Below are 21,623 nucleotides of genomic sequence, written 5' to 3' on the forward strand. Positions count from 1 at the left end.
CCTCGTCAGCGCTGAAACGACCGCCGGTAGAGCATTGGGGTGGTGCCGACCTCGCGGGTGAAATGGTGTCGGAGGTTGCCCGCGGTGCCCATGCCGCAGAGTTGGCTGATGCGGTCCACCGGCAGATCCGTGGTCTCGAGCAGTTGGCGGGCCCGGGCCAGGCGTTCGGTGTGCAGCCAGCGCAGCGGGGTCGTGCCGGTGGCTTCGGCGAAGCGGCGGGCCAGGGTGCGGGTGCTGAGCCCGGCGGTGCGGGCCAGTTGCGTGACGGTGAGTTGCTGATCGAGATTCTTGCTGGCCCATTGCAATACCGGTCCGAGTCCATCGCCGTCGGATCGGGGCATCGGCTTCTCGATGTATTGCGCCTGCCCGCCAGCGCGGTGGGCTTGGACCACCATGCGGCGCGCCACCTGATTGGCGACGTCCGCGCCGAGATCGGTGCGGATGAGATGCAAGCACAGGTCGATTCCGGCGCTGACGCCCGCGCTGGTCAGTACGTCGCCTTCGTCGACATAGAGCACCGCCGGGTCGAGCCGCACGTCCGGATACCGGGTCCGCATGAGTTCGGTATAGCGCCAATGGGTGGTGGCCCGCCGCCCGTTCAGTAGCCCCGCCGCGGCCAAGGCGAACGCGCCGGTGCAGAACGAGACAACGCGGGCGCCACGCGCGTGCGCGGACAGGACGGCGGCCGTCAAGCGCGGATCAACGACGCCTGCGGATACGTCCGCGGGGTCGAGCCCGGGCACGATCACCGTGTCCGCGCTTTCGAGTCCGCGGAGATCGTGCGGAGTATCCAAGACGAAGCCGTGCGCGACACGCGTCTTGCCGGGATCGGCGGCGCACATTCGCAGCTGATACCACGGGTCGGCGATATCGCGGCGGTCGATGCCGAATACCTGTGTGGCGATGGCCAGCTCGAACATCGGCATGCCGTCGGTGACGGCGACCGCGACGACTCCAGGGTTACCCATGACACCAGACTACTGGCAGAATTTTCGTCAAGTTAGTCATTTCTGCCACTCGTCGGCGACCGTTCCCACGACGAGGCTGAATCTTGTGACTACGACTGATGTTTCGCGCCTGCCCCGGCTGCGTCATGAAACGGCGTTCGGCCTGGCCGCGGCGGTAATCGGGTTCTGCCTGGCGGCCTCCGCCCTGCCCTCGCCGCTCTACAAGCTCTATGCCGCGACCTGGCACCTGGACACCTCTACCGTGACGCTGATCTACGCCACCTATTGCTTCGGCGTCTTGACGACCCTGCTGGCGGTCGGGCGCATATCCGACAGCGTCGGCCGTCGCCCGGTCATCGCGGCCGGACTGGCCGGGCTGCTCGCGTCGATGGTGTTGTACGGCTACGCGTCCGACGTGATCTGGCTCTTCGCCGCCCGCGCCGTACAGGGGTTGTCGACCGGCGTCGCCATCAGCGCGGCCGGCGCGGCGTTGCTGGAACTGTACCGACACGACAATCCCGCCAAAACCGGTCTGTACAACGTCGTCGCGAGCACGCTCGGGGTCGGATCGGGTGGCATGGCCGGGTCACTGCTGGTGCAATACGTGGCCAATCCGCTTGTGACGCCTTACGTTCTGCTCGCGGTGTTGGTGACGCTCCTGCTGGTCGGCACCGTGCTGATGCCGGAAACCGTGGTGTCGCGCACCGCATTCCGGATCACCGCGCCCGGTGTGCCGCGGGCGATCCTCGCACCGTTCGTGCTGTCGGGTCTGGCCGTCGCGTGCGCGTGGTCGATCGTCGGCCTGTTCCTCGGCCTGGTCGGAGCGATCGTCCCGGCCCTGCTGCACACCAGCAGTTACCTGCCTACCGGTGGCTCCATCATGGCGATGGGTTGTGCCGGCGCGCTGGCCTCGGTGCTCACTCAGAAGACGGCACCGGCGTCCCAGATCGCGCGCGGCCTGGCGATCCAGTCGGCAGGCATTCTCGGGCTGGCCGGGTCGGTGACCGGCGACGGCACCGCCGTTGGCTTCCTCGCCGCCAGCGTCGTCATCGGATTCGGTATGGGCAGTGCGATGTTCGGTTCCTTGCGCACGATCGGCGCCGCGGCCCCGCCGGACCGGCGAGCCCAGGTGATGGCGGCGTTCTACATCATCGCCTACGCGGCCATCTCGCTCCCGGCCATCGGCGCCGGATACGCGGCTCGCCGCCTCGGCGCCGCGCCCACTATCCAGATCTTCGGCGCGGGCATCGTCGTCGTCTCGCTGGCGACCATGGTCCTTGCCCGCGCCCGGCACCGTGCAGCGGAAAGCTCTACCGCCACAGTGCAATTGGTTTCCTCTCGGACTTAGTCCACGGTCCGGGGAGACGGTCGTCGGGCAAATACTCAGAATCGGAACCGCACGATGCGGGTGGACCGTTTCATACCCGGCAGCATGTTCAAGAGGCGAAACACGCGGCGTGCGTTCGCGGGCGCCTTGGCCATCAACACCGGAGAGTCGTTCATCGGCGCCTCGTCAACGAATTCGAGCCGCGGGTGACAATCGGCCAGCGCGGCCGGATCGTCGAAGCCACAGTGGAACTGGGTGTCGTATCGGCGCAGCGTGGGGTCCCATTTCGACGTGCGCCATGCCCAAACCGCCACTGTGTCGAACTGTATTTGGCCGGTAGGGAAGGCATCCGCGACGCTGATCAGCAGCCGCCGGACGTCGGTCTCGGTCAAATAGGGCACAAGTCCCTCGGCGATCATCAGCACCGGCCGACCCCGGGGAATACGGTCCAACCATGTCGCGTCGGTGACGCTGGAGCCGATCAGGGTGTAGTGCTCGCGCGTCGGCAGGAATTGTTGCCGCAGTTCGATAATGGCGGGGTAGTCCAGGTCGTACCAGTCGACGGTGGCGGGCGGGTCGATCCGGTACACCCGGGCGTCGAGTCCGCAGCCCAGGTGCAGCACCACCGCATCGGGGTGATCGGCGAGGAAGCTTCGCGCCCAATCGTCGTGGGCCTTCGCGCGCACCACCGCGGCCAGGCCCAGCTGGCTGGTGCCGAATCTGCGGTTGTCATAGTCCGGGTCGAGACGGCGCATCGCCTGCTCGGCGTATTTGTCACCCAAGATCGGGTCGGGCAGCCGGTTGTCCAGTGCTTTGGCCCGGAGAACGGGGCTGAGGGTCTGCTGCGCTCCGACGAGTTCGGTGTTTTGCACACCAACGACGCTACTCACATATACGGAACTGCCTAGGGGTTCGCACGCGGAGGCCGCCAACGGCCCGAGATGATCTCGGGCCGTTGGTCTTCGGGCGAGCGTGCCCAGCCGCGTCGATCCACTACGGTGGCAGGGATCCGGTCGAATCCCCGCCCCCTGTCGAACCGCTGCGCGGGGCTCAGCCGAGGGTGAACGTGGTTCGGCCCGCCATGTGCTCCAGGTCCACATTCTGTGGATACACCTCGGAGTACGTGTCGATCCACGCCTCCACCTTTCCGGCGCCCGGCGCCATGCCCATACCGGTGATCACGTTGTCCGGCAGGCCGACCACTGCGGTTCCTTCGACGCGCTGGGACTGTCCGCTGCTCAAGCCGGTGTCGACGTTGCGCCAGTGCACGGTGAGGTAGTAGGCCCCGCAGAACTCCCCGGTCTGCGTGATCTTCACCCGAACACCGAACGCACCGGACTGCGCCTGCGGCACCGTCTCGGCATTGATGATCGCCGCACAATTGGGACCCGGCACCCGAGTGAGGGTCGGACTGAACTGGGCAACCGGATCGGCGGGGTTGGCGCCGGCGGCCCCGGCGAACCCGCTCAACGCGGCAACCGTCGCCGCGACGATCACCCCCGTGCGGAACATAAACTGTTGTAGGGAAACGTGTTTCAGACTCATACCCGTTTGTCGTCCCCCGTCCGGACAGCGTTATCGCTGCCCGTGCCCTCAAACTCAGGGGCTCAACAACGACCAACGGGCGGACCGTCCCGAAATCAGCGTGCCTACGCCGTCTGCCTACGGGCAGTCCGATGTGGTTGTCGCGCATATGCTCTGACAACGTCAGACCTCCGACATGGCCTACCGATCACGCTCAGGCGGTTCGGTTGGACCACTGGCCGCTGCGGTGTAGTCTTCGAACTCCCAGCCGCCATATCGGCTCAGTTCGGTAGCGATTTCCCGCCAGTTATCACCCCAGATTCTGGTGACGAGCCGCTCAAAGTAGTTCTGCAGCGTCGGCCAGTGGAAGTTGTTGACGATGACGTAATGACGGCCGTTGATTGGTCCGTCACGCTCGATTCGCTCGGACAACCATCCAGGAGTGCAGACCTCGAACTGGAACGATTCTTCTCCTTCGTCGCCCGCCGGTCCGGCCAACATCTGGACAAGGAAGCAGAACCGATCGGGATCGTCAGGAACGAAGGTGTCGGAATCGATATCGGGCGTGAGCAACTCGCGAATCTCGGCTCGCATCGTTCCTCCAGTGGGTGAGTCTGCTGATGATGTTAATGAACGCGCCTGAGGTCGACGGTCTCACGGAGGTGGCTGGTTGGGGGCGTACTGCTTCTCGATCCATCGGCAGATCGCTGCTACGACGTAAGATCGCTCGGCGTCGTTGAGGGGGTGCCCGGCGGGGATGTCGTGCCAGCGGGCGAGACAGGTGCGGCAGCAGGTGGCGGTGGCGTGCTGGGCGACGAAGACGGGATGTCCGCGATAGGGGGTCTGTCGGCCGTCGTTGGGCGGTTCGGCCGGGGCCAGCCTGCGGGCGATCAGGTCCGCTGCGTGTTTGCGGACGGTCGTGATGCCGCGCAGGTCGACCACCGCGCGGTCTCGTCCGCGTAGCCGGAACTTCGCGCGGAAATGGTGCTGGCCGATCCGGTCCAGCCTGTCGTCGAGTTCGTCGGTCATGGGTTCGGGATCGGTTCGAGTGCTGTCACCATGTGGACTCCGAAGACCTCCCGGTAGAACGCCGTTGCCTGCCGCGCGCGGCCCGTTTAATTCGACGTGCCGAAGCGGACGCTAGCAGCAGGGACCGACACAAACCTGAGCAGCACGCACCGGTTGCCACCAGCGACGTGACATCGGTACGTGCGCGCGTTCGTTGGGTCGACTTGGTGGCCGGTTCGAACCGCAGGTCGCGGCGGATTATCTCCGGAGTGCGACCCAACTTACACCTAACTTACGGCACGTTGAACAACGGTATGTACCGTCAAATGACGGCATATCAAGTGCCGTCCGAGGATCAGGTTGGGTGCTGTCCACCCAGGTCGCACCGGCTTTTTCGCGTTGGAGAGCGTGATGACTACATTCAGTACACCTCCCGTCAATGCCGGAACCATTGCGGTGGAGGAGCTATGCCGGGCCGCGCGGGCGCACCGGGAGTACGGGGAGACGCACGGGACGTTGCATCCGGAGGTGTGGCAGGAATTAGAGGAGTCCACCCTGCCTCGTGCCGCGCTGCCGATACAGTTCGGCGGCCTGGAGTGGTCTGTTCCGCAGTTGCTGGCGGCGGTGCGCACAATCTCGGCCGCCGATCCGGCCGCCGGGTGGGTGGCGGCGATCCACGGTCCGGCCGGAGCGTTTCTGTCCCGCCTCGATCCGTCGGTGACGCAGGACTTCGCCGATCGCCGTCTGGTGGTCGGCGGTTCCTCGGTGCCCGTCGGCACCGCCGTCCGGCACGGCGATCGGGTCCGGCTGCGGGGACGCTGGCCGCTGGTCACCGGTGCGCCGTCGATGACACTTGCGGCGCTCGCGGCTCCCACGACGGAAGCCGACGGGGACTCGGTCGTTCGCTGGTGGCTGGTCTCCCCCTCGGCGTTGAGCATCGAAAAAGATTGGGACGCACTCGGTTTGCGCGGTAGCGCGTCCTACACCCTCAGCTGCGACACCGAGGTGCCGCTCGCGCACGGCATCGATCTGACCGGACCGCCGGTTATCGATGCACCGATGTTCCGATACCCGCTCTACGCCCTGCTGGCCGGTTGCATCGCGGAAGTCGCGCGGGCGACCGCCGACCGCGCGCTCGCCGCCTTCACGGAATTGGCCGAAACCACCCGCACGCGCTACGGGTCGGGATCGCTGGCCTCGCAGCCCATCTCGCAGGCGGCATACGCCCGCGCCCACGGCCGGGTGCAGGCCGCGGTGGCCTTGCTCGACAGTGCGACGAACGCCGCGTGGACCAGCGCGACGTTGGGCGAAGTACCCGTCGAGCAGGTGGCGCTACTGCGCTCGGCCTGCTGTCAGATGGCCGATACCGCGGAACAGGTGTGCCGCGACCTGTTCGACGCGGCAGGCTCCGCGGCGATCCACCGCCGCAACGGCCTCGAGGGATGCTGGCGCGACGCGGTCGTGATCTCCCGCCACGCCCTGGTCGCCGCACGCGGACGGCAGCTCGTCGGTGCCCATCACCTCACCGGCACGGCGGCGAAGGATCTGTGACATTGCGGTACGAGCCTGCTCCGGCGGTGCTCATACCCGACACCGTTTCGTCCGGCCGCGCGCCGGTCCCCGCCACCCCCACCGCACCGCCGTCGGCGTGGATATTGGTCGCGCTGTGCCTCGGCTTCGCGATGGTGACCTTCGACAACACCATCGTCACGGTGGGGCTGCCGCGGATGCAGGAGCACCTCGGTATCGGCGCAGGCCTCGCGCCGTGGATCGTGGACTCCTACGTGCTGGCATGCACGGCATTGCTGCTGACCGGCGGCTCACTCGCCGATCGATGGGGCGCCCGGCGGGTGTATCTGAACGGGGCCGTGCTGATCGCCGTGGGTTCGGCGCTGTGCGCGGTCGCCGACTCGGGCGGACTGCTCATCGCGGGCCGGGCACTGCAGGGAGTCGGCGCGGCGGCGGTGATGCCCGGTTCTCTGTCGTTGCTCAAAGCCAGTTATGCGGATGATCGCCGTCGGGCTCGCGCGGTGGTCATCTGGGCGACGGTCGGGAGCACCGCAGCCGTCGTGGGGCTGGTTTTCAGCGGTGTGCTCGTCGCCGCCTTCGGCTGGCGAAGCTTGTTCTGGGCGAACCTGGCGCTGGCCCTCGGCACGCTGATCCTGGCCAGGCTATGCCTCCCCGAGACGCCAATCGTGCACAGCCGCCTGAATTTTCAGAGCCAGGGTGTGTTCCTGATGGCGCTGACGGCCTTCGTAGCCGGAGTGATCGAATGGGGCGCGGTGCCGGACTCGGCCGTGGGACCGGCGCTCATGGTGGTCGGCGTAATGCTCGCCGTGGGATTCGCGGCGGTCGAGCGTCGCTACCCCAACCCCGCATTGCAATTGTCCCTGCTGCGTCATCCGGATGCGCGCGCCGCCGCGGTGGTGGCGTTCGTGGTCAACTTCGGTTTCTACGGGCAGCTCTTTCTGATCGCCGGATTTCTTCGGCGGGTCGAGGGGCTGTCGCCACTGCAAACCAGTGTGGTCGTCACCGTGGAAGCCGCAGGGGCCGTGTTCGGTTCGCCGTGCGGAAGTTTGATCGCACAGCGATCGTCGAACAGCATCGCCATGTTGACCGGCCTGCTGGTGATCGCGGGCGCATTCCTCACCATGGCGGTCGGCGTTCGGTCCCATGCGCTCGGGGTGACAGTCGGGGCGGCGTTCTTCGTCGGTCTCGGTATCGACATCGCGATCACGTCGGCGACCGCCGACATGCTCCGTGTTGCCGCCGCCGGTCGTGCCGGGGCGGCGTCGGCGCTGCTGACCATGGCCCGGCAGGTCGGCAGTGTGATCGGCGTTGCCGTGCTCGGCGCGACGGCGGGCACATCGACGACCGGCTTCTTCCGCGCGCTGATCATCGCCGCGCTGGGCTGTGCCGGGGCCGCATACCTTGTCCGGCGCGCCCGAGGTGCGCGGGGCAGTCGGATCCCTTTGCCGTACATGACTTCTGGAAGCACAGGTGGGAAATGAAGACTTCGATCCGCGTCAACAACGACCTGTCCTACGATGAACTCCTGCGGCTGGTGTCGGCCGCCGAAGCGGCAGGCGTGGACCAACTCTGGATATCGCACGATCTGCTGCTGCGCTCGGCTCCCGTGCTGATCGGTGCCCTTGCCGCGCGTACCGAACGCATCCAGCTCGGCATCGGCATCATGAATCCGTACACGGTGCACACCACCGAGATCGCGATGGTGGCGGCCACCGCCCAGGAGGTCTCCGGCGGCCGGTTCGCCCTGGGGGTGAGCGCCGGGGCGACCGACTTTCTCGGCTGGGCCGGTCTGCGCCGGAGCAAGCCGATGACGACTGTGCGGCAATCGGTTACGGCCCTGCGGGCCCTGCTGGGGCACTCCGATATTGCCGAGGATGATCTGCCGGAATGGTGGGGAGAGTCGAGCTCGCTACGCTTTCCGCTGACCAGCCCGGTACCCGTGTACGTCGGGGCAACGGGACCACAGATGCGGCGGCTGGCCGGTCGGGTGGCCGACGGAGCGCTGCCGCTACTCCCCCGTCCGGATCTGTACGGCAAGATCAGCGACGATGTCCACGCCGGACTACGCGACGCCGGCCGCGACCCCGCAACCTTCGATCTACCGGCGTGCATCTGGGTATCCGTCGGGGCGCGCAACGCCGCGCGGCGGGCGCTGGCCGAGAAACTCGCCTATTACGGACAGTCCTTCTCACCGGATCACCTTGCTGCGGCCGGTCTGCAACCTTCCGACTTTTATGCGGCCGGAAAATACGCTCGCGCAGGGGATCTCGGAAAGGCCATCGAATTCATCGATGACCGCATGATGGGTCTGGCCGTCGTCGGGTCACCCGACGAGGTGATCGAGGGTTGTCTCCAGCTGCACGCGCTCGGTGCCCGGCACATCTCGTTCGGTCCCCCGCTCGGCCCCGATCCCCTTGCGGCCCTTGCGGAATTGGGGCGTTCCGTGATCCCCGCACTGCGTTCGGTTCATCAGGAGTAGGACTCGCGGATCCCGGCTGCTGCGAGGCACATCCAGCATCGCCCGCCACGCCATGCACGTTCTGCGTATTCCGTGCGCCCCGAAATAGAGCTTCTGCGCGCGTCGACGTCCTGTCATGGCGGAATCTTTCGACTGCTCGGTCATCGGACGACTGTTGGTCGTAACGCTTCCGATACTCAATGCCTGCTTACCTGTATTCGTGAGAGGACAACAACATTGAGTACTCCGACCGTCATCGAGGGGTTCGTTCCGGTAATCGACCTGTCGTCCAGGCACAGCGCTACCGGACGCCGGACGATCGCCGAGGCGATCGGTGCCGCCTGCGCCAGTTCGGGCTTCTTCACCATCGTCGGCCACGGCGTGCCGACTGAACTCATCGACCGGATGTGCGCGACGAACCGGGAGTTCTTCGTCCTGCCCGATGCGGCGAAAGACGCTGTCGCACATCGGCCGGGCATCTCCGGGTTCCGGCGGATGGCGGGATCTACCGCGCACAGCCTGGACAAGAAGACACCGCCCGATCTGTGCGAAGTCTTCTCGGCACACGTGACCGGCGATCTGAGCGACCGGGAACGCGCGGCGCTCGGCGACTATTGGGCCTCATGGAAATTGGCCAACGTCTGGCCGACCGCGCCCGCGAACTTCGCGGACACCTGGCACGAATACATGGCGACGCTCTCGAGGTTGGCGGGCGACCTGATGCGGTTGTTCGCGCTGGCATTGAAACTCGACGAGACCTTCTTCGACGACATCTTCGACCATCACGTCTCCTCGGTGGCCGTCAACTACTACTTCCCGCAACGAGAGGCGCCGCTGCCCGGCCAGCTGCGCCGCGGCGAACACACCGATTGGGGCAGCCTGACCATCCTCTATCAGGACACCGACATCGGCGGACTCCAGGTGCGCCACGGTGCGAGCGAATGGCGAGATGTCCCCACCATTCCCGGCGGTTTCATCGTCAATATCGGCGATCTGATGTCGCTGTGGACCGGGGGTCGATGGGTCTCGACCATGCATCGAGTGATCAACCCCGAACGCGGCAGCAGCTCGTCCCGCCTGTCGATCCCGTTCTTCTACCTCCCGAACCACGATGCGACGATCGACCCGATCGGGTCCTTCGCCGACCTGGACGCGCCGCAGCATTACGGCGCGAGCACCGCCGGGGAATGGATCTCGCGAAAGATGCTGAAGACCTTCGCGGCCGACCCGCTCGACTACCAACCGGCCGACTGAGCTCCGCTCAGGCGAGGAACTTGCCGAGGTCGTCGAGCACCCGCATCGCGCCGATCGGACCGAGTCCGAGGAACCACACCTCGTCGTCGACCGCGATCGCGTGCCCGGCTTTGACCGCGGTCGAGTTCCGCCAGATCGGGCCCTCGGTCACGGCTTTCTGGTCCGGTGAGACGTCCGCGCCGTAACTCGAGTAGAAGATCCAGTCGCCGGCGGCCTGGTCGATGTTCTCCTTCGAGACCTGCACCGCCAGTTCGTCGACGTTCTGGTTCGCCGGCCTGGGCAGGCCGACATCGGCGAGGATGACACCGATGAAGGATTTGTTGCCGTACAGGCGGATGTTGCCGCTCAAGAAGCGCACCAGCGAAATCGTCGGTGCGCCAGGCAGTTTGGCTTTCACCTGATTCGCCTTGGCTTGATAGTCGTTGAGCAGCTTGGTGGCCTGCTCCTCCGCGCCGAGTGCGGCACCGACCAGCAGAAAGTTCTCTTTCCACGGGAAGCCGGGCCGGATGGAGAATACGGTCGGCGCGATGGCCGACAGCTGTGGATACAGATCGTTGACGCGTAACTTGCTGCCCAGGATCAGATCCGGTTTCAAGGCGGCGATCTTCTCGAGATCCAGGGTGTTGGTCGGACCGACCGTCGCGATGTTCTGCACCCGGTCGGCGAGATAGGACGGCACCCCGTGCTGGCCGGCGGTGGTCGCCATGCCGACCGGCGTAACACCCAGTGCGAGAACGTCGTCCAGCTCGCCGGAGTCGAGAACGACTACCCGCGTCGGCTTTTTCTCGATGCGGGTCTGTCCCATGGCCTGGGTGATCGTGCGCGGAAACACCCCGGGCCCCACATCGGCTTTGAGTTTGGCGGTCTCGGCATCGGCGGTGGCGAACTGTGCCCCGCCGGTGGCGACATTCTTGTCGCCGTGACCGGTATCGCCCGCGCTCGCCGGGGTGGTGGTGGGATCGGCGGCGCATGCGGTGAGCAGCGCGAGGGCGGCAACCGCCACCACCGCCTTCGTCCATCGGACCATTGTGTGTTTCCTTTCCTAGGACCGGGTGGCGGGCGCGACGGCCCGGCCGGAGCGATGTCGTCCGATCGGAACGACCATCGGGGTGCCGGACACGGGATCCGAAATGATCTGCGCCGGCATGCCGAAGACGTCCTCGACCAATGTCGCGGTGAGAATGCCCGAAGGGGCACCCTCGCAAGCGATTTCGCCGTTCTTCATGGCGATGAGGTGATCGCCGTAGCGGGCGGCCAGATTGAGGTCGTGCATCACGATCACCACCGTGGTGCCGTCGACCTTGTTGAGATCCGCGAGCAGATCGAGCACCTCCACCTGATGGGCGATATCGAGGAAGGTGGTCGGCTCGTCCAGCAGCATGATCGGGGTGTGCTGGGCCAGCGCCATGGCGATCCACACCCGCTGCCGCTGGCCGCCGGAGAGTTCGTCGACCGAGCGCGACGCCAGCCCGACGGTGTCGGTGACCTGCAATGCGCGTGCCACCGCCGCGTCGTCCTCGGGCGTCCATCGGCGAAACATGCCCTGATGCGGATAGCGACCGCGACCGACCAGATCCGCGACCGTGATGCCCTCCGGCGCGACCGGGGACTGCGGCAACAGTCCAAGCACCCGCGCGACATCCTTGCTACGCAACGAGGAGATCGGCTCGCCGCCGAGATAGACCCCGCCGTGCGTGGGCGCGAGCAGCCGCGCCAAGCCGCGCAGCAAGGTCGATTTTCCGCACGCGTTGGTGCCGACGATCATCGTCACCAGGCCCTCGGGGATGCGCACGGTGAGGTCGTTGACAATCGTCACCGGCCCATAGCCGAGCCGCAGCTGCTCGGTGTGCAAAGTTGGTGTCACGCTATCCCTTTCAGACACGCACAGCCCTTTCAGAGTCGCCCGGCGCGGTTGGCCGCGGCGAGCAGCCACAGCAGATACGGCGCGCCGACCGCGCCGGTGACCACCCCGACCGGCAGCGTGGTGCCGAGCAGATGCTGTGCGACGAAATCGGCGATCAGCGTGACCAGCGCGCCGGTGAGCGCGGCCGGTACCAGTGCGGTACGGCCGCCGCCGGTCAGTCGAGTGGCGATGGGGTTCGCGACGAACGCGACGAAGGCGACGGGACCGGCCACCGCCGTCGCGAAAGCGACACTGGCCGTGGCGATCAGCAGCAACAGCAGCCGCGTGTACTCCACCCGCAGGCCGAGGCCGGCCGCGACGTCGTCACCGAGTTGCAGTCCGTTGAGCGCGGGGGCGAGCAGTGCGGCCGCGGGCACCAGCACCGCAAGCGCGATCGCCAGCGGCATCACATGATGCCAGCTCCGGCCATTGAGATTGCCGATCATCCAGACCAGCGCCTGCTGGGCGAGGGCGACATCGGCCCACGTCATCAAGTACGACACCACGCTGGTTAGCACCGCGCCGACACCCACCCCGACGAGCACGAGGCGAAAACCGTTCACCCCGCCGCGCCGGGCGAGACCGTAGATCGCCGCGCCCGTGGCGACCGCGCCGACGAAAGCGGCCAGCGACAACGCCGTGCCGGACAGTCCGAAGACGATCAGCCCGGCGACGGCGGCCGCGCTCGCGCCCTGGGAAATCCCGATCACATCCGGACTGGCCAGCGGGTTTCGCAGCAGTCGCTGAAACAGCGTGCCGCCGAGACCGAACGCGATACCGACCAGGATGGCCGCGACCGCTCGCGGCAACCGCAGCTGCCTGACCACGAACGCGTCCTGCCCCGCGCCGCCACCGAACAGAATGCCCGGAACTTCGCTCAGCGGAACCGAATACGAGCCGACGGTGAGCGTCAGCGCGAAAACCAGCAGCAGCGTCAGGAACAATGCGAGCGTTACCAGCCGTGCGCGCGTGCGGCCACCGCGGCGTGCCTGGGCGACGGCGGCCAGCGCGACCGCGTCGACGGCGGTCACGACGCCACCAACTTGCGGCGTCGCACCAGCACAACCAACAGCGGCCCGCCGATGACCGCGGTCAAGACGCCGACCTGCACTTCGGCCGGTCGAGCGATGACGCGGCCGAGCACATCCGCGACCAGCAGCAGGATCGAGGCGATCACCGCCGCGTACGGCAGCAGCCACCGATGGTCGGGGCCGGTGATCAGCCGGGCGGCGTGCGGGACCATCAGGCCGACGAAGGCGATGGGTCCGGCGATCGCCGTTGCCGCGCCGCACAGGATGACCACCGCGAGCGCCGCGACACCGCGGGCGACCGGCACGTTCTGGCCCAGTGCGCGGGCCACATCCGGGCCGAGCGCGAGCGCGTTCAACATGCGCGCCGACAGCACCGCGAGCAGGATGCCGACCGCGAGGAACGGCACTGCCTGCCCGACGGTCGGCAGGTCGCGCTCGGCGAGTGACCCGACCTGCCAGAACCGGTACTGGTCGAAAGTGGTGGTGTCGGTGAGCAGTAGCCCGCTGGTCACCGACTGCAACGCGGCGGTCACCGCGGCTCCGGCGAGCGCGAGCTTCATCGGCGTCGCACCGTCACGGCCGAGCGAACTGACGAAGTACACGACCCCGCCCGCGACCGCGGCGCCCGCGAAGCCGAACCACACGTAGCCGGTCACCGAGCTCAGGCCGAGCACACTGATCCCGAGCACGACGAACAGCGCCGCGCCCGCGTTGACGCCGAGCAGCCCGGGATCGGCGAGCGGGTTTCGAGTCGCGCCCTGAATGATCGATCCCGCCAGTCCCAGCGCGATACCGACCAGCACTCCGATCAGCGTGCGCGGCAACCGCAGATCGCGCACGACGGCATGATCGACGTCGGCGGGGTTGTAGCGGAGCAACGCGTCTAGCACGGTCGCGAACGTCAACTCGCGCGAGCCGACCGCGATGCTCAGCAGTACCGCGAACGCGAGCACTGCCAGTAGCAGCACCAGCCCCATTGCGAGCGGGAGCGTCCTGGTGCGGGCGCGATCCATCTGTGTCGTTCACCTTCGATAGAGATCAATACGGTTTGCCTACCCTAATTCATGGGTGGCTGGCCACCGACGGGCAGCACTATGGCTGCATCCCGGCGCGGCAATCAGATCGGCCGCCCGAGAACGAGCAGGAAGCCGATCGTATCGATGACTAGTCAGGACTCCCGGGGGTCGCGGCACGCGCCTCGAGGTATTCGGGCGCATCGATGAGGCGAAGGATTCGCTTGCTCGAACCAGCGGACCAGCTCAGCGTGGGGTCGTGGACGACGACCGGTTCGATCAACGCGATCCGCCGCCCTCCCGCCTCGATCTCGAACTCCCCCGCCGCCAAGACATTTCGCACCCAGTCAGCGTCACGGCCGTAGGTGAGCGCGACACAGTACCGGTCACCCATACGAAAGATGCTGACCGGCGTCTTGTATTCGCGACCGGACCTGCGGCCACGATGCACGACGAGCACCAGATCGCGGGCACGTCCGACCAGCAACCGAGCCGCACGATTGGTGACGGCTCGGTTGAATGTCGCCAGCATGCGTGGCAGCGGCATCCGCACTCCCCTGCTCGACTATCCGAGAAGACGCGATCTATGACTTTAGCCTGACCGTGGCGAAAGCGCGTCGCAGCGATTCCGGAACAACCGCAGCGCCCCGCTTCGCCGCCTGCCGACCACGGGGCCGCGACGAGCACTCCCCAGACGACGAGAGTTGATCTGCTGGATGGGCTCGCGATCGAAAACGGCTGGGAGCCAACCCATTCCCCAGTCAGATCCCCAGTCCGCTTACTTCTTCTGCACCATGCACTCTGCACATAATCGTTGTACCCAAATCAGAAGCATCCAAATTTCGGATGTTCGGTTTGTTATTCACCACTCGCTGTCACGGACGGCTCATTGCGGTCGTCCGTGCGCCCAATATTCACGAGGAACGGCGATGAAAACGCATTCGGCAAAATTTGTTCGCATATCCACAATCGCGGCTCTTGCCACACTTACACTCGCGCCCGCGCTGTTAGCGGGGCCCGCTTCGGCGGACGCGGTGACCGTCAATTTCAAGTGTCAGGCCAAGCCGCCGATCGGTGCCCCGCAAGAATCTACGATGACCATGCAGGTCACCGGCTCGGCACCGGCTACCGCGACTCCCGGTGCCGCAGTAGCCATTACATTGACCTCGGGCCAGGGTCAGATTCCCAGCGATCAGGGGGGATACAAGATTAATTACGTCCGTGACCTGAAACTGACCGCACCGTTCCCGACCAACTCCACTTATGTCTCTTCGTCCCTGTCCGGCGGTACCGTCAAAGCGACGATCGACACCAGCGGCGGCAAAGCCGCGATCAAGGTGACCGACCGGCTCCCCGGTGGTTCGACATTCACATTGCCCACACTCGCCGTGAACGTGACGGCAGGCAAGTCCGGCTCGATCACGACAACCCTGGCCGGCACCAGCTACGCCGATCCGGGCTTGACCATGGTCGTCAACGCTCAAGCGGGCCCATTCGCGGTGAACGTCCCGGTAGCGTGCTACCCCTCCCCGGCACCGATCTTCACCACCACCGTCATCGGCACCGGCAACGCGCCACAGGCCCCCCAACCCGCCGAACCGAGCGCGCCCGGCAATTACACCCTGCTCCCCAACCTCGGCCTAGGCCAGACGCAGTAAAAATCGCGGCCAGATAAAGTGCGGTATCGGTTGTCCACCAATCGATACCGCGCCTGGAGAATAGAAATAACCACGGGCGTTACCGGCCGCGCGGCGTTCGCGACGCACAGTCCGACACCGGGAGATGGCGGAAGGTGTCGAGGTTTTCGGTCAGGAACGACTCGAGGGTGCGCGGGGGTTTGCCGAGGATGTGGGCGACGGTATCGGTGGGATGTTCCGGTTGCGCGATGGCCAGCTGCTGGATCTCGATGATGTGGTTGGCCAGCCAGGTTGGTAGACCGGATTGTTCGGTGAGGTGTTGGTGGAAGTCGGTGGAGGACAGGTCGGTGTAGTGGATCGCAGTGTTGAGCATGGAACTCAGCCGGGCTGCCAGTTGCGGGTAGCTATAGGTGTGTGCGCCGGTGAGAAGGTATGTACCACCGGCGATCTCGGCTCGGGTGAGAGCTGCCGCCGCGACATCGGCGATGTCGCGGCAGTCGATGTAGTTGCAGGGAGACTCGCACATGGTTCCGAAGATGGTGCCCTGAGTAGCCACCTGGGGGCCGAGGAGGAGCAGTTTCTGCATGAATGCGTAGGGGCGCAGGATCGTGTGGGTCAGGTCGGTGGCGCGTAGGACTTCCTCGATGGCGTAGTGCCAGCGTGCGACGGTCACCGGTGAGTTCGAAGCGACTGCCGGTGCCGAGAGTTTGACGATGTGTTCGATACCGCACGCCGCGGCGGTTTCGATTGTGCGCGTTTCGAGTTCGACCTGGGCGGGGCTGTTGGTCATGGCGAGGAAGAGTTGCGTTGCGCCGTGGAACGCGGATCGCAGCGCGGCAAGGTTCGTGGCGTCGGCGTATCGTATTTCGGCTTCCGGCGGATATTCCATGGCGCGCAGGCGATCTGGAGTCCGGCTCAATGCCCGGCATGGCACTCCGAGGTCGAGCAGGCGGGTCAGCAGCGCGTTGCCGGTCGCGCCGGTGGCGCCCATGACGACGATCATGTGTCGGCCTTTCGTTGGACCGTGCACCAGCGCCACGTGATGATCGTGGCGGCCAGTGCGGCGGCGATCGGGAAGTCGATGCGAATGCGATCGGGGAACGACGTTGTGGTGGTGAGGACTTGGGCAGTCAGCGCCGCGAACGCGGCGGCGCCGAAACCGAATGTCGCGGCGGCGACGGACGCCGCTCGTAGCCACCGAGGGCGGCGGAATCCGCTGTACCGCAGCCACATTCCTAGCAGGAGGGCGACCAGCGCGGATGTCCCGGCGATCGACGTCACCGCGGCGCGCAGTAGATCCATCCGCCCGGTAGCCAATCCGCCCGCGCCCGCACACAGCGCGGGTGCCAGATAGGCGAACAGCACCTCTTGCCACAATACGAATCGAGGAGTCACGGCAGTTGTATTCATCTGATTAGGTCCCTAACTATATGGTCATGCTGAGCCGCGGACCGATGATCGGCGGTCAGTCCGCCGTGAGTGCGCCCATGCCGTGGCCGACGCGCTCGAGCAGGTCGAGGAATACCGCGCGTTCCGCGCAGGTCAATCCGCCGACCATCGACTGCAAGCGTCCGAAATGGTCGGCGGCCATATCGCGCAACTGCTGCGCGCCGCGGGCGGTGAGCACAACCACCACGGCGCGGCCGTCCTCGGCCGAAGCGCGCCTGCATACCAGACCCTGCTGCGCCAAGCCGTCGATCAGCCCGGTAACCGTTGCGCGCGTTACCCCGAGACTCCTCGCCAACTGCGAAGGCGACTTCTCGCCATCCGCGTCCTCGAGGTCGGCCAGCAATCGATACCGTCCGGTGGACAGCCCGAATCGCGCGAAGTGCGTCTCGGTCGCCTGCCCGAGCCGCGCCCCCACGGCGAGCAGTCGCACCGCGACGAGTACGGCCTGAGGATCGATCTCGGATTCCAGCCCGTAGCGCCGCAGCTGTGTCCGCGCCTGCCCCAGGGTGGGGGTTTCGGGAGCGACCGAGTCCGTCGTCATGAATGTAATATGGCACCTAACTACTGAGCCGTCAAAGTTACTCCGATCACATCCAATAAGGATCGATCACCATGCCTTCGGGTCTGACGCGTGTCCGTAGTTCGTTGCCCCGCCGAGCCCTCGGTAGTGAGTGCCCAAGTGTTCCAATCCAATTCGGCCGCAGCGATTCGACGAACCTGGCATCGCCCTGATTGGTCCACCCTATTCGGTTCCCGCGGCACGCCCGGCACGGCGAGACAGTTCGGCGAAGGCCGCACGCAGTTCGGGCGGACCGATCACCTCGATCTCCGTGTCGAAGCGGGCCAATGCGGCGGCGAGGGCGGCCCAGGACCAGGACCCTGTCGTCAGTTTGGTCCTGGCGGTGCCGAGTCCCTCGACGATGCCGTCGCCCGCGAACGGGGCCACCTCGGCCGCGGGCAGGTCGAGGATCACCGCACCGCGGCAGGGCCAGGCGTCCGCGCTCGCGGAGCCCTTGAACTGGGTCGATAGGAAAACGGCCACGTCGCCGCCCGGCACTTCGCGGGGTGGGAATCGCGGTCCGTTCGGCACACGCGGTGTCATCCGGTCGGCGCGGTAGATTCGCCAATCCGCGCGCTCGGTATCCCAGCCGACCAGGTACCAGCGGCCGGTCCGGACCACAAGGTGGTGTGGCTGCACCCGGCGGGGTGGTCGCGGCTCGGCGTCTTCGGGGCGTCCCGGCGAACGGTAGTCGAACCGCAGCTCCTCTCCAGCGCGGACGGCAGCGCTCAGCGCGAGCAGCACCTCGACGTCGACCTGGGGATCGCGCCCGGCCGCGCTGATCTCCAGTGCGTCGACGCGCTGCCGCAACCGGGACGGCAGGACCTGACGCACGGTGGTCAGCGCCCGCGCGGCCGCCTCCTCGATGCCCGCGCCCGTCCCGACGGCGATCCGCAGCGCCACCGCGAGCGCGACCGCTTGATCCTCGTCGAACAGCAAGGGCGGCAACTGATGACCCGCTTCGAGCCGGTAGCCACCGTCGGGTCCTTTGACCGACTGGACGGGGTAACCGAGTTCGCGCAGCCGGTCCACATCGCGGCGCACAGTCCGATCGCTGACGCCGAGGCGTCGGGCCAGCAGGCCTCCCGGCCAGTCGCGCCGGGCCTGCAACAGGGACAGCAGCGACAGGAGCCTGCTGGAGGTCGTCGCCGAGGAAGCGAGTGGCATGTGCGCAGACTGCCACAAATAGCGGACGTTCCCTGTCCGGTACTGGTGACATCGTGCATTCTGTCGCCGGAAGTCTCCGGCGGCGAACCCACTCGTGAAGGACTGGAACACCATGTCGCTCAACGCTGTCGCCCACCTGAACTTCCACGGCCAGGCCCGCGAAGCCCTCGAGTTCTACCGATCGGTGTTCGGCGGGCAACTCATCATCGCCACCTACGCCGACTTCGGGATGCCCGCGGAACTGCCTGGAGCGATGAACGTCGTGTTCGGCCAGGTCGTCGCCGACAACGGCTTCCAGGTGATGGCCTACGACGTGCCCGGCCACGACACACCCACCGGCCCGGCCGCGCCAACCACCCGCCGGGAAAACGGCACCACGATCACCGAAGAACCGTTCTTCCTCTCAGTCCGCGGCGCGAGCGTCGACGAGGTCACCTCCGTGTGGGAGGGCCTCGCCAAGGACGCGACCGTGATCGAGCCGTTCGGCCCCGCCCAGTGGGCGCCCGCCTTCGGCATGCTGGCCGACCGCTTCGGCGTCACTTGGATCATCGACGTCGCGGCTGAGTACACCGCGGCCTGATCTTCCCGTTGGGGCGCGGCCCCGGCCGCACCCCAAGCACAGGAGAAAACCGCGCTTTGTCGTCGACGGTGTTCGAGGGCCGCTATCGGGCAGATGATTCAATTGAAATCATCAGCAGATCGACCGGAGCGGTCCTCCGAACGAGGCGGTGGAGCATGGACAGGTCGAGAGACGAGCTGGACAGCATGGTCCTCCGAGAATTCGGCTCGGATATCGTCTTAACTTTTACCGAGTTTCCGTCGGGGGCGTTGGATCTCGAGCTGCGCTGGCAAGGGCATTTCGCAGTGATCCAAGGGAAGGGTGACGAATGGGGCTTGTCGGTTGACGTAGCCGACGGAGATGAATTCACCGGCTACGACCACATATTCAGCTCGTTCGACGATGCCCTTCGATCCGCCAAACCGCTGATGCCGGCGCCGGGAGCCCCTCGGGATGCGGGCAATGCCGAAGGTTGGCTTCGGAACCGGCTTACGGACACCACTGACAACCTGAGTCGCGGCACAGGCCCGTCATCGCGTTTCTGATTCGACCATCTCACCACGCGATCACAAACCGAGGATTGTGTGCGCTGCCCGCTCGTATAGCACCGCGACTGCCTGCCGCGCCGAATCTCGGGTCTCGTACGACTGGCTTTGTGCGATGATCTCACCCTTGCCAGACTTCAATCTCCACCGAAACTTACCCCCCTTGTCCTGAACGATCTCAAAGCGTGCTGCCGAGGGGCGCGATAGCACGTCACCGCTGCTGAGGGTGCCGAGCATCTCCGCTGAATCACGTGCCGCCTGCTGAGTCGCGTACGCCTCACTGGTGGCGAGAATCTCGCCACTGCCGGATTTGAGCCGCCAACGGAACCGATTCGCTTTATCCGTAAAAATCTCTAGCGTCGATGCCGCCGAAACACCCCGCTTCGAAACCGCGTTTTCTGGCCCTTGGTCTGCGGCGGCAACCTTCGTCAGCAGCGCATCGGTCAGGTCCGCGCCGTCCCAGCGCACAGCGGTAAGTTCCGCGCCAGTCAGATCCGCTCGGTTCAGTTTGGCGCCAGTTAGGTCGGCATCCGTGAGTTTCGTGCTGATCAGCTTGGCGTCGGTCAGGTCCGCATGAATCAGGCTGGCACCAGTCAGATCCGCACCGGACAGATTCGCCTGAATCAACTTGGCAGCAGCGAGATCCGCTCCGGCGAGGTCAGCTCGACTCAAGTCCGCACCAGTCAAGTCAGCACCTGCGAGGTGTCGGCCGGACAGCTGGATGCCGGTGAGATCGGCGAAGGCGAGGTTCGCACCCGGGCCGACAACCATCGCCGAATAATGGCGCCCAGCAGGCCCGGGCATCCGTGGCGGAGGCGTCGTAGCGCGCAGTCGCCCGCGACGCGAGTCGGGCTGAAATGCCGGCCAGTGACCTGCCAGCAGCGACACCAATCTGCGCCAGAACGAACCGCCCGTCGCCGAGGGGAGCCGAGACTGCAAAGTGGGCCAAGTACCGGCCAACAGCGATACCAGCCGCCGCCCAAAGGTTGAATCAGCCATGGCCACCACCGTCACCATCGCCGGCCGTGGGCAAGGCCGCCGACTCGACTGAGGCGAAAATCTTCTTGACGAGAACGGGCCAGCCGACGCCCGCCCCGAACGCGACAACCTCGTTGGTGATGAAATCAGTGTTTGCCAGCGTGAAAGTGACCACTCCGGCCACGACCAGATGGACGAGTATCCATGTCGAATAGACGCCGCCGCCTGGGCCGTTGCGATCCTTGGCCCATGGCCAACCGTTGACGCGCTGACTGTCCTCCAGGAACTTCACGCAGCAGTTGACGAGCGCGCCGGCGACCCCCCATAAGGCGTACTGCCACATGGCGCTGAAGATAGTCGCACCAACAGTTTCACAGGCCCGCAACGCCGAAGATCGTTATCAGGTCCGTCGGCCTCGTGTCGGTGCACCTGGACGCAACAGTCGCCGCGAATCCACCACCCTGACCTCACCAAGGCACCGATCGTCGGGCCCATCGGTGCCGGCATGACCGCGCTGATTGTCCGCGCCGCCGAGTTACTCACGCCAAACCTACCGGTTGATCGTGACACCAATTCCAGGGGCATTTCGCACGCCACATGCGTATTTACGCTGCCTCGGTCCGTTCAACGGTCCGGTGGGTTCGCTGACAGAACTCGGCACTGCCGAACGGTCGAGGCTGCCTGCATGATCGGTGCTATCGAGCAGGCCCGGGGCCGGCTCTCGGGGGCTCAAT

General features: G+C 66.1%; 24 protein-coding genes. 8 read left to right on the plus strand and 16 right to left on the minus strand.

Going from position 1 to position 21,623, the window contains the following annotated elements; genetic code table 11:
- Positions 1–5 precede the first annotated feature (5 nt).
- Positions 6–968, minus strand: coding sequence for a helix-turn-helix domain-containing protein (locus ACIBCN_RS05990; protein WP_396990377.1), 963 nt, complete (start codon positions 966–968; stop codon positions 6–8).
- An 85-nt stretch (positions 969–1,053) separates the two neighbouring features.
- Between ACIBCN_RS05990 and ACIBCN_RS05995 the strand changes: the two genes are divergently transcribed.
- Positions 1,054–2,295: an MFS transporter gene (locus ACIBCN_RS05995; RefSeq protein ID WP_396990378.1), complete on the plus strand. Its 1,242-nt coding sequence runs from the start codon at positions 1,054–1,056 to the stop codon at positions 2,293–2,295.
- 35 nt (positions 2,296–2,330) lie between these two features.
- Here the strand turns inward: ACIBCN_RS05995 and ACIBCN_RS06000 are convergent, their stop codons facing one another.
- The 4 genes from ACIBCN_RS06000 to ACIBCN_RS06015 form a co-directional block, all read right to left on the minus strand.
- A complete protein-coding gene (locus ACIBCN_RS06000; protein ID WP_396990379.1) occupies positions 2,331–3,146 on the minus strand; it encodes a class I SAM-dependent methyltransferase in 816 nt (271 codons plus the stop codon).
- Between the two features lie 178 nt (positions 3,147–3,324).
- Positions 3,325–3,786 carry a hypothetical protein gene (locus ACIBCN_RS06005; RefSeq protein WP_396990380.1) on the minus strand — a complete coding sequence of 154 codons (462 nt, stop codon included), beginning with the start codon at positions 3,784–3,786 and terminating at the stop codon, positions 3,325–3,327.
- 213 nt (positions 3,787–3,999) lie between these two features.
- Positions 4,000–4,392 carry an Imm8 family immunity protein gene (locus ACIBCN_RS06010; protein WP_396990381.1) on the minus strand — a complete coding sequence of 131 codons (393 nt, stop codon included), beginning with the start codon at positions 4,390–4,392 and terminating at the stop codon, positions 4,000–4,002.
- 60 nt (positions 4,393–4,452) lie between these two features.
- Entirely contained in the window at positions 4,453–4,827 is a 375-nt protein-coding gene (locus ACIBCN_RS06015) for a DUF4186 domain-containing protein (RefSeq protein ID WP_396990382.1), read from the minus strand.
- 390 nt (positions 4,828–5,217) lie between these two features.
- Between ACIBCN_RS06015 and ACIBCN_RS06020 the strand changes: the two genes are divergently transcribed.
- The 4 genes from ACIBCN_RS06020 (at position 5,218) to ACIBCN_RS06035 (ending at position 10,048) form a co-directional block, all read left to right on the plus strand.
- Positions 5,218–6,357, plus strand: a complete 1,140-nt coding sequence (locus ACIBCN_RS06020; protein WP_396990383.1) for a hypothetical protein — start codon at positions 5,218–5,220, stop codon at positions 6,355–6,357.
- Positions 6,354–7,817 (plus strand): MFS transporter, encoded by a 1,464-nt coding sequence (locus ACIBCN_RS06025; RefSeq protein WP_396990384.1) that lies wholly within the window; start codon positions 6,354–6,356, stop codon positions 7,815–7,817. The genes ACIBCN_RS06020 and ACIBCN_RS06025 overlap by 4 nt, the downstream gene beginning before the upstream one ends.
- Complete coding sequence (locus tag ACIBCN_RS06030; protein WP_396990385.1) at positions 7,814–8,815, plus strand: LLM class flavin-dependent oxidoreductase; 1,002 nt, start codon at positions 7,814–7,816, stop codon at positions 8,813–8,815. Before ACIBCN_RS06025 ends, ACIBCN_RS06030 begins: the two co-directional genes overlap by 4 nt.
- Before the next feature lie 216 nt (positions 8,816–9,031).
- Positions 9,032–10,048, plus strand: a complete 1,017-nt coding sequence (locus ACIBCN_RS06035; protein WP_396990386.1) for an isopenicillin N synthase family dioxygenase — start codon at positions 9,032–9,034, stop codon at positions 10,046–10,048.
- 7 nt (positions 10,049–10,055) lie between these two features.
- Here ACIBCN_RS06035 and ACIBCN_RS06040 read toward each other — a convergent pair whose 3' ends face one another.
- The 5 genes from ACIBCN_RS06040 to ACIBCN_RS06060 form a co-directional block, all read right to left on the minus strand.
- Positions 10,056–11,075, minus strand: coding sequence for an ABC transporter substrate-binding protein (locus tag ACIBCN_RS06040; protein ID WP_396990387.1), 1,020 nt, complete (start codon positions 11,073–11,075; stop codon positions 10,056–10,058).
- A 15-nt stretch (positions 11,076–11,090) separates the two neighbouring features.
- Positions 11,091–11,912 (minus strand): ABC transporter ATP-binding protein, encoded by an 822-nt coding sequence (locus ACIBCN_RS06045; RefSeq protein ID WP_396990388.1) that lies wholly within the window; start codon positions 11,910–11,912, stop codon positions 11,091–11,093.
- 29 nt (positions 11,913–11,941) lie between these two features.
- A complete protein-coding gene (locus ACIBCN_RS06050; RefSeq protein ID WP_396990389.1) occupies positions 11,942–12,982 on the minus strand; it encodes a FecCD family ABC transporter permease in 1,041 nt (346 codons plus the stop codon).
- Positions 12,979–13,995, minus strand: coding sequence for a FecCD family ABC transporter permease (locus tag ACIBCN_RS06055; protein WP_396990390.1), 1,017 nt, complete (start codon positions 13,993–13,995; stop codon positions 12,979–12,981). The genes ACIBCN_RS06050 and ACIBCN_RS06055 overlap by 4 nt, the downstream gene beginning before the upstream one ends.
- A 151-nt stretch (positions 13,996–14,146) precedes the next feature.
- Complete coding sequence (locus ACIBCN_RS06060) at positions 14,147–14,542, minus strand: nitroreductase family deazaflavin-dependent oxidoreductase (RefSeq protein ID WP_396990391.1); 396 nt, start codon at positions 14,540–14,542, stop codon at positions 14,147–14,149.
- 547 nt (positions 14,543–15,089) lie between these two features.
- Between ACIBCN_RS06060 and ACIBCN_RS06065 the strand changes: the two genes are divergently transcribed.
- The gene (locus ACIBCN_RS06065; protein ID WP_396990392.1) at positions 15,090–15,653 is read left to right on the plus strand and encodes a hypothetical protein; all 564 of its coding nucleotides are present in this window, start codon (positions 15,090–15,092) and stop codon (positions 15,651–15,653) included.
- A gap of 79 nt (positions 15,654–15,732) precedes the next feature.
- On the opposite strand, the gene ACIBCN_RS06070 is transcribed toward ACIBCN_RS06065, so the two are convergent.
- The 4 genes from ACIBCN_RS06070 to ACIBCN_RS06085 all read right to left on the minus strand — a co-directional run bounded on the left by ACIBCN_RS06070 (position 15,733) and on the right by ACIBCN_RS06085 (position 18,807).
- The gene (locus ACIBCN_RS06070; RefSeq protein ID WP_396990393.1) at positions 15,733–16,635 is read right to left on the minus strand and encodes an NAD(P)H-binding protein; all 903 of its coding nucleotides are present in this window, start codon (positions 16,633–16,635) and stop codon (positions 15,733–15,735) included.
- Entirely contained in the window at positions 16,632–17,042 is a 411-nt protein-coding gene (locus tag ACIBCN_RS06075) for a hypothetical protein (protein ID WP_396990394.1), read from the minus strand. Before ACIBCN_RS06075 ends, ACIBCN_RS06070 begins: the two co-directional genes overlap by 4 nt.
- A 55-nt stretch (positions 17,043–17,097) precedes the next feature.
- A complete protein-coding gene (locus ACIBCN_RS06080) occupies positions 17,098–17,622 on the minus strand; it encodes a MarR family winged helix-turn-helix transcriptional regulator (RefSeq protein WP_396990395.1) in 525 nt (174 codons plus the stop codon).
- Positions 17,623–17,823: 201 nt separating this feature from the next.
- Positions 17,824–18,807 (minus strand): helix-turn-helix transcriptional regulator, encoded by a 984-nt coding sequence (locus ACIBCN_RS06085; protein ID WP_396990396.1) that lies wholly within the window; start codon positions 18,805–18,807, stop codon positions 17,824–17,826.
- A 112-nt stretch (positions 18,808–18,919) separates the two neighbouring features.
- On the opposite strand from ACIBCN_RS06085, the gene ACIBCN_RS06090 reads away from it, so the two are divergent.
- Both ACIBCN_RS06090 and ACIBCN_RS06095 read left to right on the plus strand, forming a co-directional pair.
- On the plus strand, positions 18,920–19,387 hold the full coding sequence (locus ACIBCN_RS06090) for a VOC family protein (RefSeq protein ID WP_396990397.1): 468 nt from the start codon (positions 18,920–18,922) through the stop codon (positions 19,385–19,387).
- 155 nt (positions 19,388–19,542) lie between these two features.
- Positions 19,543–19,911, plus strand: a complete 369-nt coding sequence (locus ACIBCN_RS06095) for a hypothetical protein (protein WP_396990398.1) — start codon at positions 19,543–19,545, stop codon at positions 19,909–19,911.
- 21 nt (positions 19,912–19,932) lie between these two features.
- On the opposite strand, the gene ACIBCN_RS06100 is transcribed toward ACIBCN_RS06095, so the two are convergent.
- A complete protein-coding gene (locus tag ACIBCN_RS06100) occupies positions 19,933–20,682 on the minus strand; it encodes a pentapeptide repeat-containing protein (protein WP_396990399.1) in 750 nt (249 codons plus the stop codon).
- Between the two features lie 220 nt (positions 20,683–20,902).
- The gene (locus tag ACIBCN_RS06105; RefSeq protein WP_396990400.1) at positions 20,903–21,232 is read right to left on the minus strand and encodes a hypothetical protein; all 330 of its coding nucleotides are present in this window, start codon (positions 21,230–21,232) and stop codon (positions 20,903–20,905) included.
- Between the last annotated feature and the right edge of the window lie 391 nt (positions 21,233–21,623).

The organism is Nocardia sp. NPDC051052, assembly GCF_044456045.1.
GTDB lineage: Bacteria > Actinomycetota > Actinomycetes > Mycobacteriales > Mycobacteriaceae > Nocardia.

Coding starts and splice junctions, on each gene's coding strand:
- ACIBCN_RS06100 (WP_396990399.1), bottom strand. CDS start 20,682: ATGGTTGTCGGCCCGGGTGCGAACCTCGCCTTCGCCGATCTCACCGGC.
- ACIBCN_RS06060 (WP_396990391.1), bottom strand. CDS start 14,542: ATGCCGCTGCCACGCATGCTGGCGACATTCAACCGAGCCGTCACCAAT.
- ACIBCN_RS06015 (WP_396990382.1), bottom strand. CDS start 4,827: ATGACCGACGAACTCGACGACAGGCTGGACCGGATCGGCCAGCACCAT.
- ACIBCN_RS06105 (WP_396990400.1), bottom strand. CDS start 21,232: ATGTGGCAGTACGCCTTATGGGGGGTCGCCGGCGCGCTCGTCAACTGC.
- ACIBCN_RS06075 (WP_396990394.1), bottom strand. CDS start 17,042: ATGAATACAACTGCCGTGACTCCTCGATTCGTATTGTGGCAAGAGGTG.
- ACIBCN_RS06040 (WP_396990387.1), bottom strand. CDS start 11,075: ATGGTCCGATGGACGAAGGCGGTGGTGGCGGTTGCCGCCCTCGCGCTG.
- ACIBCN_RS06095 (WP_396990398.1), top strand. CDS start 19,543: ATGGACAGGTCGAGAGACGAGCTGGACAGCATGGTCCTCCGAGAATTC.
- ACIBCN_RS06005 (WP_396990380.1), bottom strand. CDS start 3,786: ATGTTCCGCACGGGGGTGATCGTCGCGGCGACGGTTGCCGCGTTGAGC.
- ACIBCN_RS05990 (WP_396990377.1), bottom strand. CDS start 968: ATGGGTAACCCTGGAGTCGTCGCGGTCGCCGTCACCGACGGCATGCCG.
- ACIBCN_RS06030 (WP_396990385.1), top strand. CDS start 7,814: ATGAAGACTTCGATCCGCGTCAACAACGACCTGTCCTACGATGAACTC.
- ACIBCN_RS06010 (WP_396990381.1), bottom strand. CDS start 4,392: ATGCGAGCCGAGATTCGCGAGTTGCTCACGCCCGATATCGATTCCGAC.
- ACIBCN_RS06085 (WP_396990396.1), bottom strand. CDS start 18,807: ATGCCACTCGCTTCCTCGGCGACGACCTCCAGCAGGCTCCTGTCGCTG.
- ACIBCN_RS06080 (WP_396990395.1), bottom strand. CDS start 17,622: ATGACGACGGACTCGGTCGCTCCCGAAACCCCCACCCTGGGGCAGGCG.
- ACIBCN_RS06065 (WP_396990392.1), top strand. CDS start 15,090: ATGACCATGCAGGTCACCGGCTCGGCACCGGCTACCGCGACTCCCGGT.
- ACIBCN_RS06020 (WP_396990383.1), top strand. CDS start 5,218: ATGACTACATTCAGTACACCTCCCGTCAATGCCGGAACCATTGCGGTG.
- ACIBCN_RS06090 (WP_396990397.1), top strand. CDS start 18,920: ATGTCGCTCAACGCTGTCGCCCACCTGAACTTCCACGGCCAGGCCCGC.
- ACIBCN_RS06070 (WP_396990393.1), bottom strand. CDS start 16,635: ATGATCGTCGTCATGGGCGCCACCGGCGCGACCGGCAACGCGCTGCTG.
- ACIBCN_RS06055 (WP_396990390.1), bottom strand. CDS start 13,995: ATGGATCGCGCCCGCACCAGGACGCTCCCGCTCGCAATGGGGCTGGTG.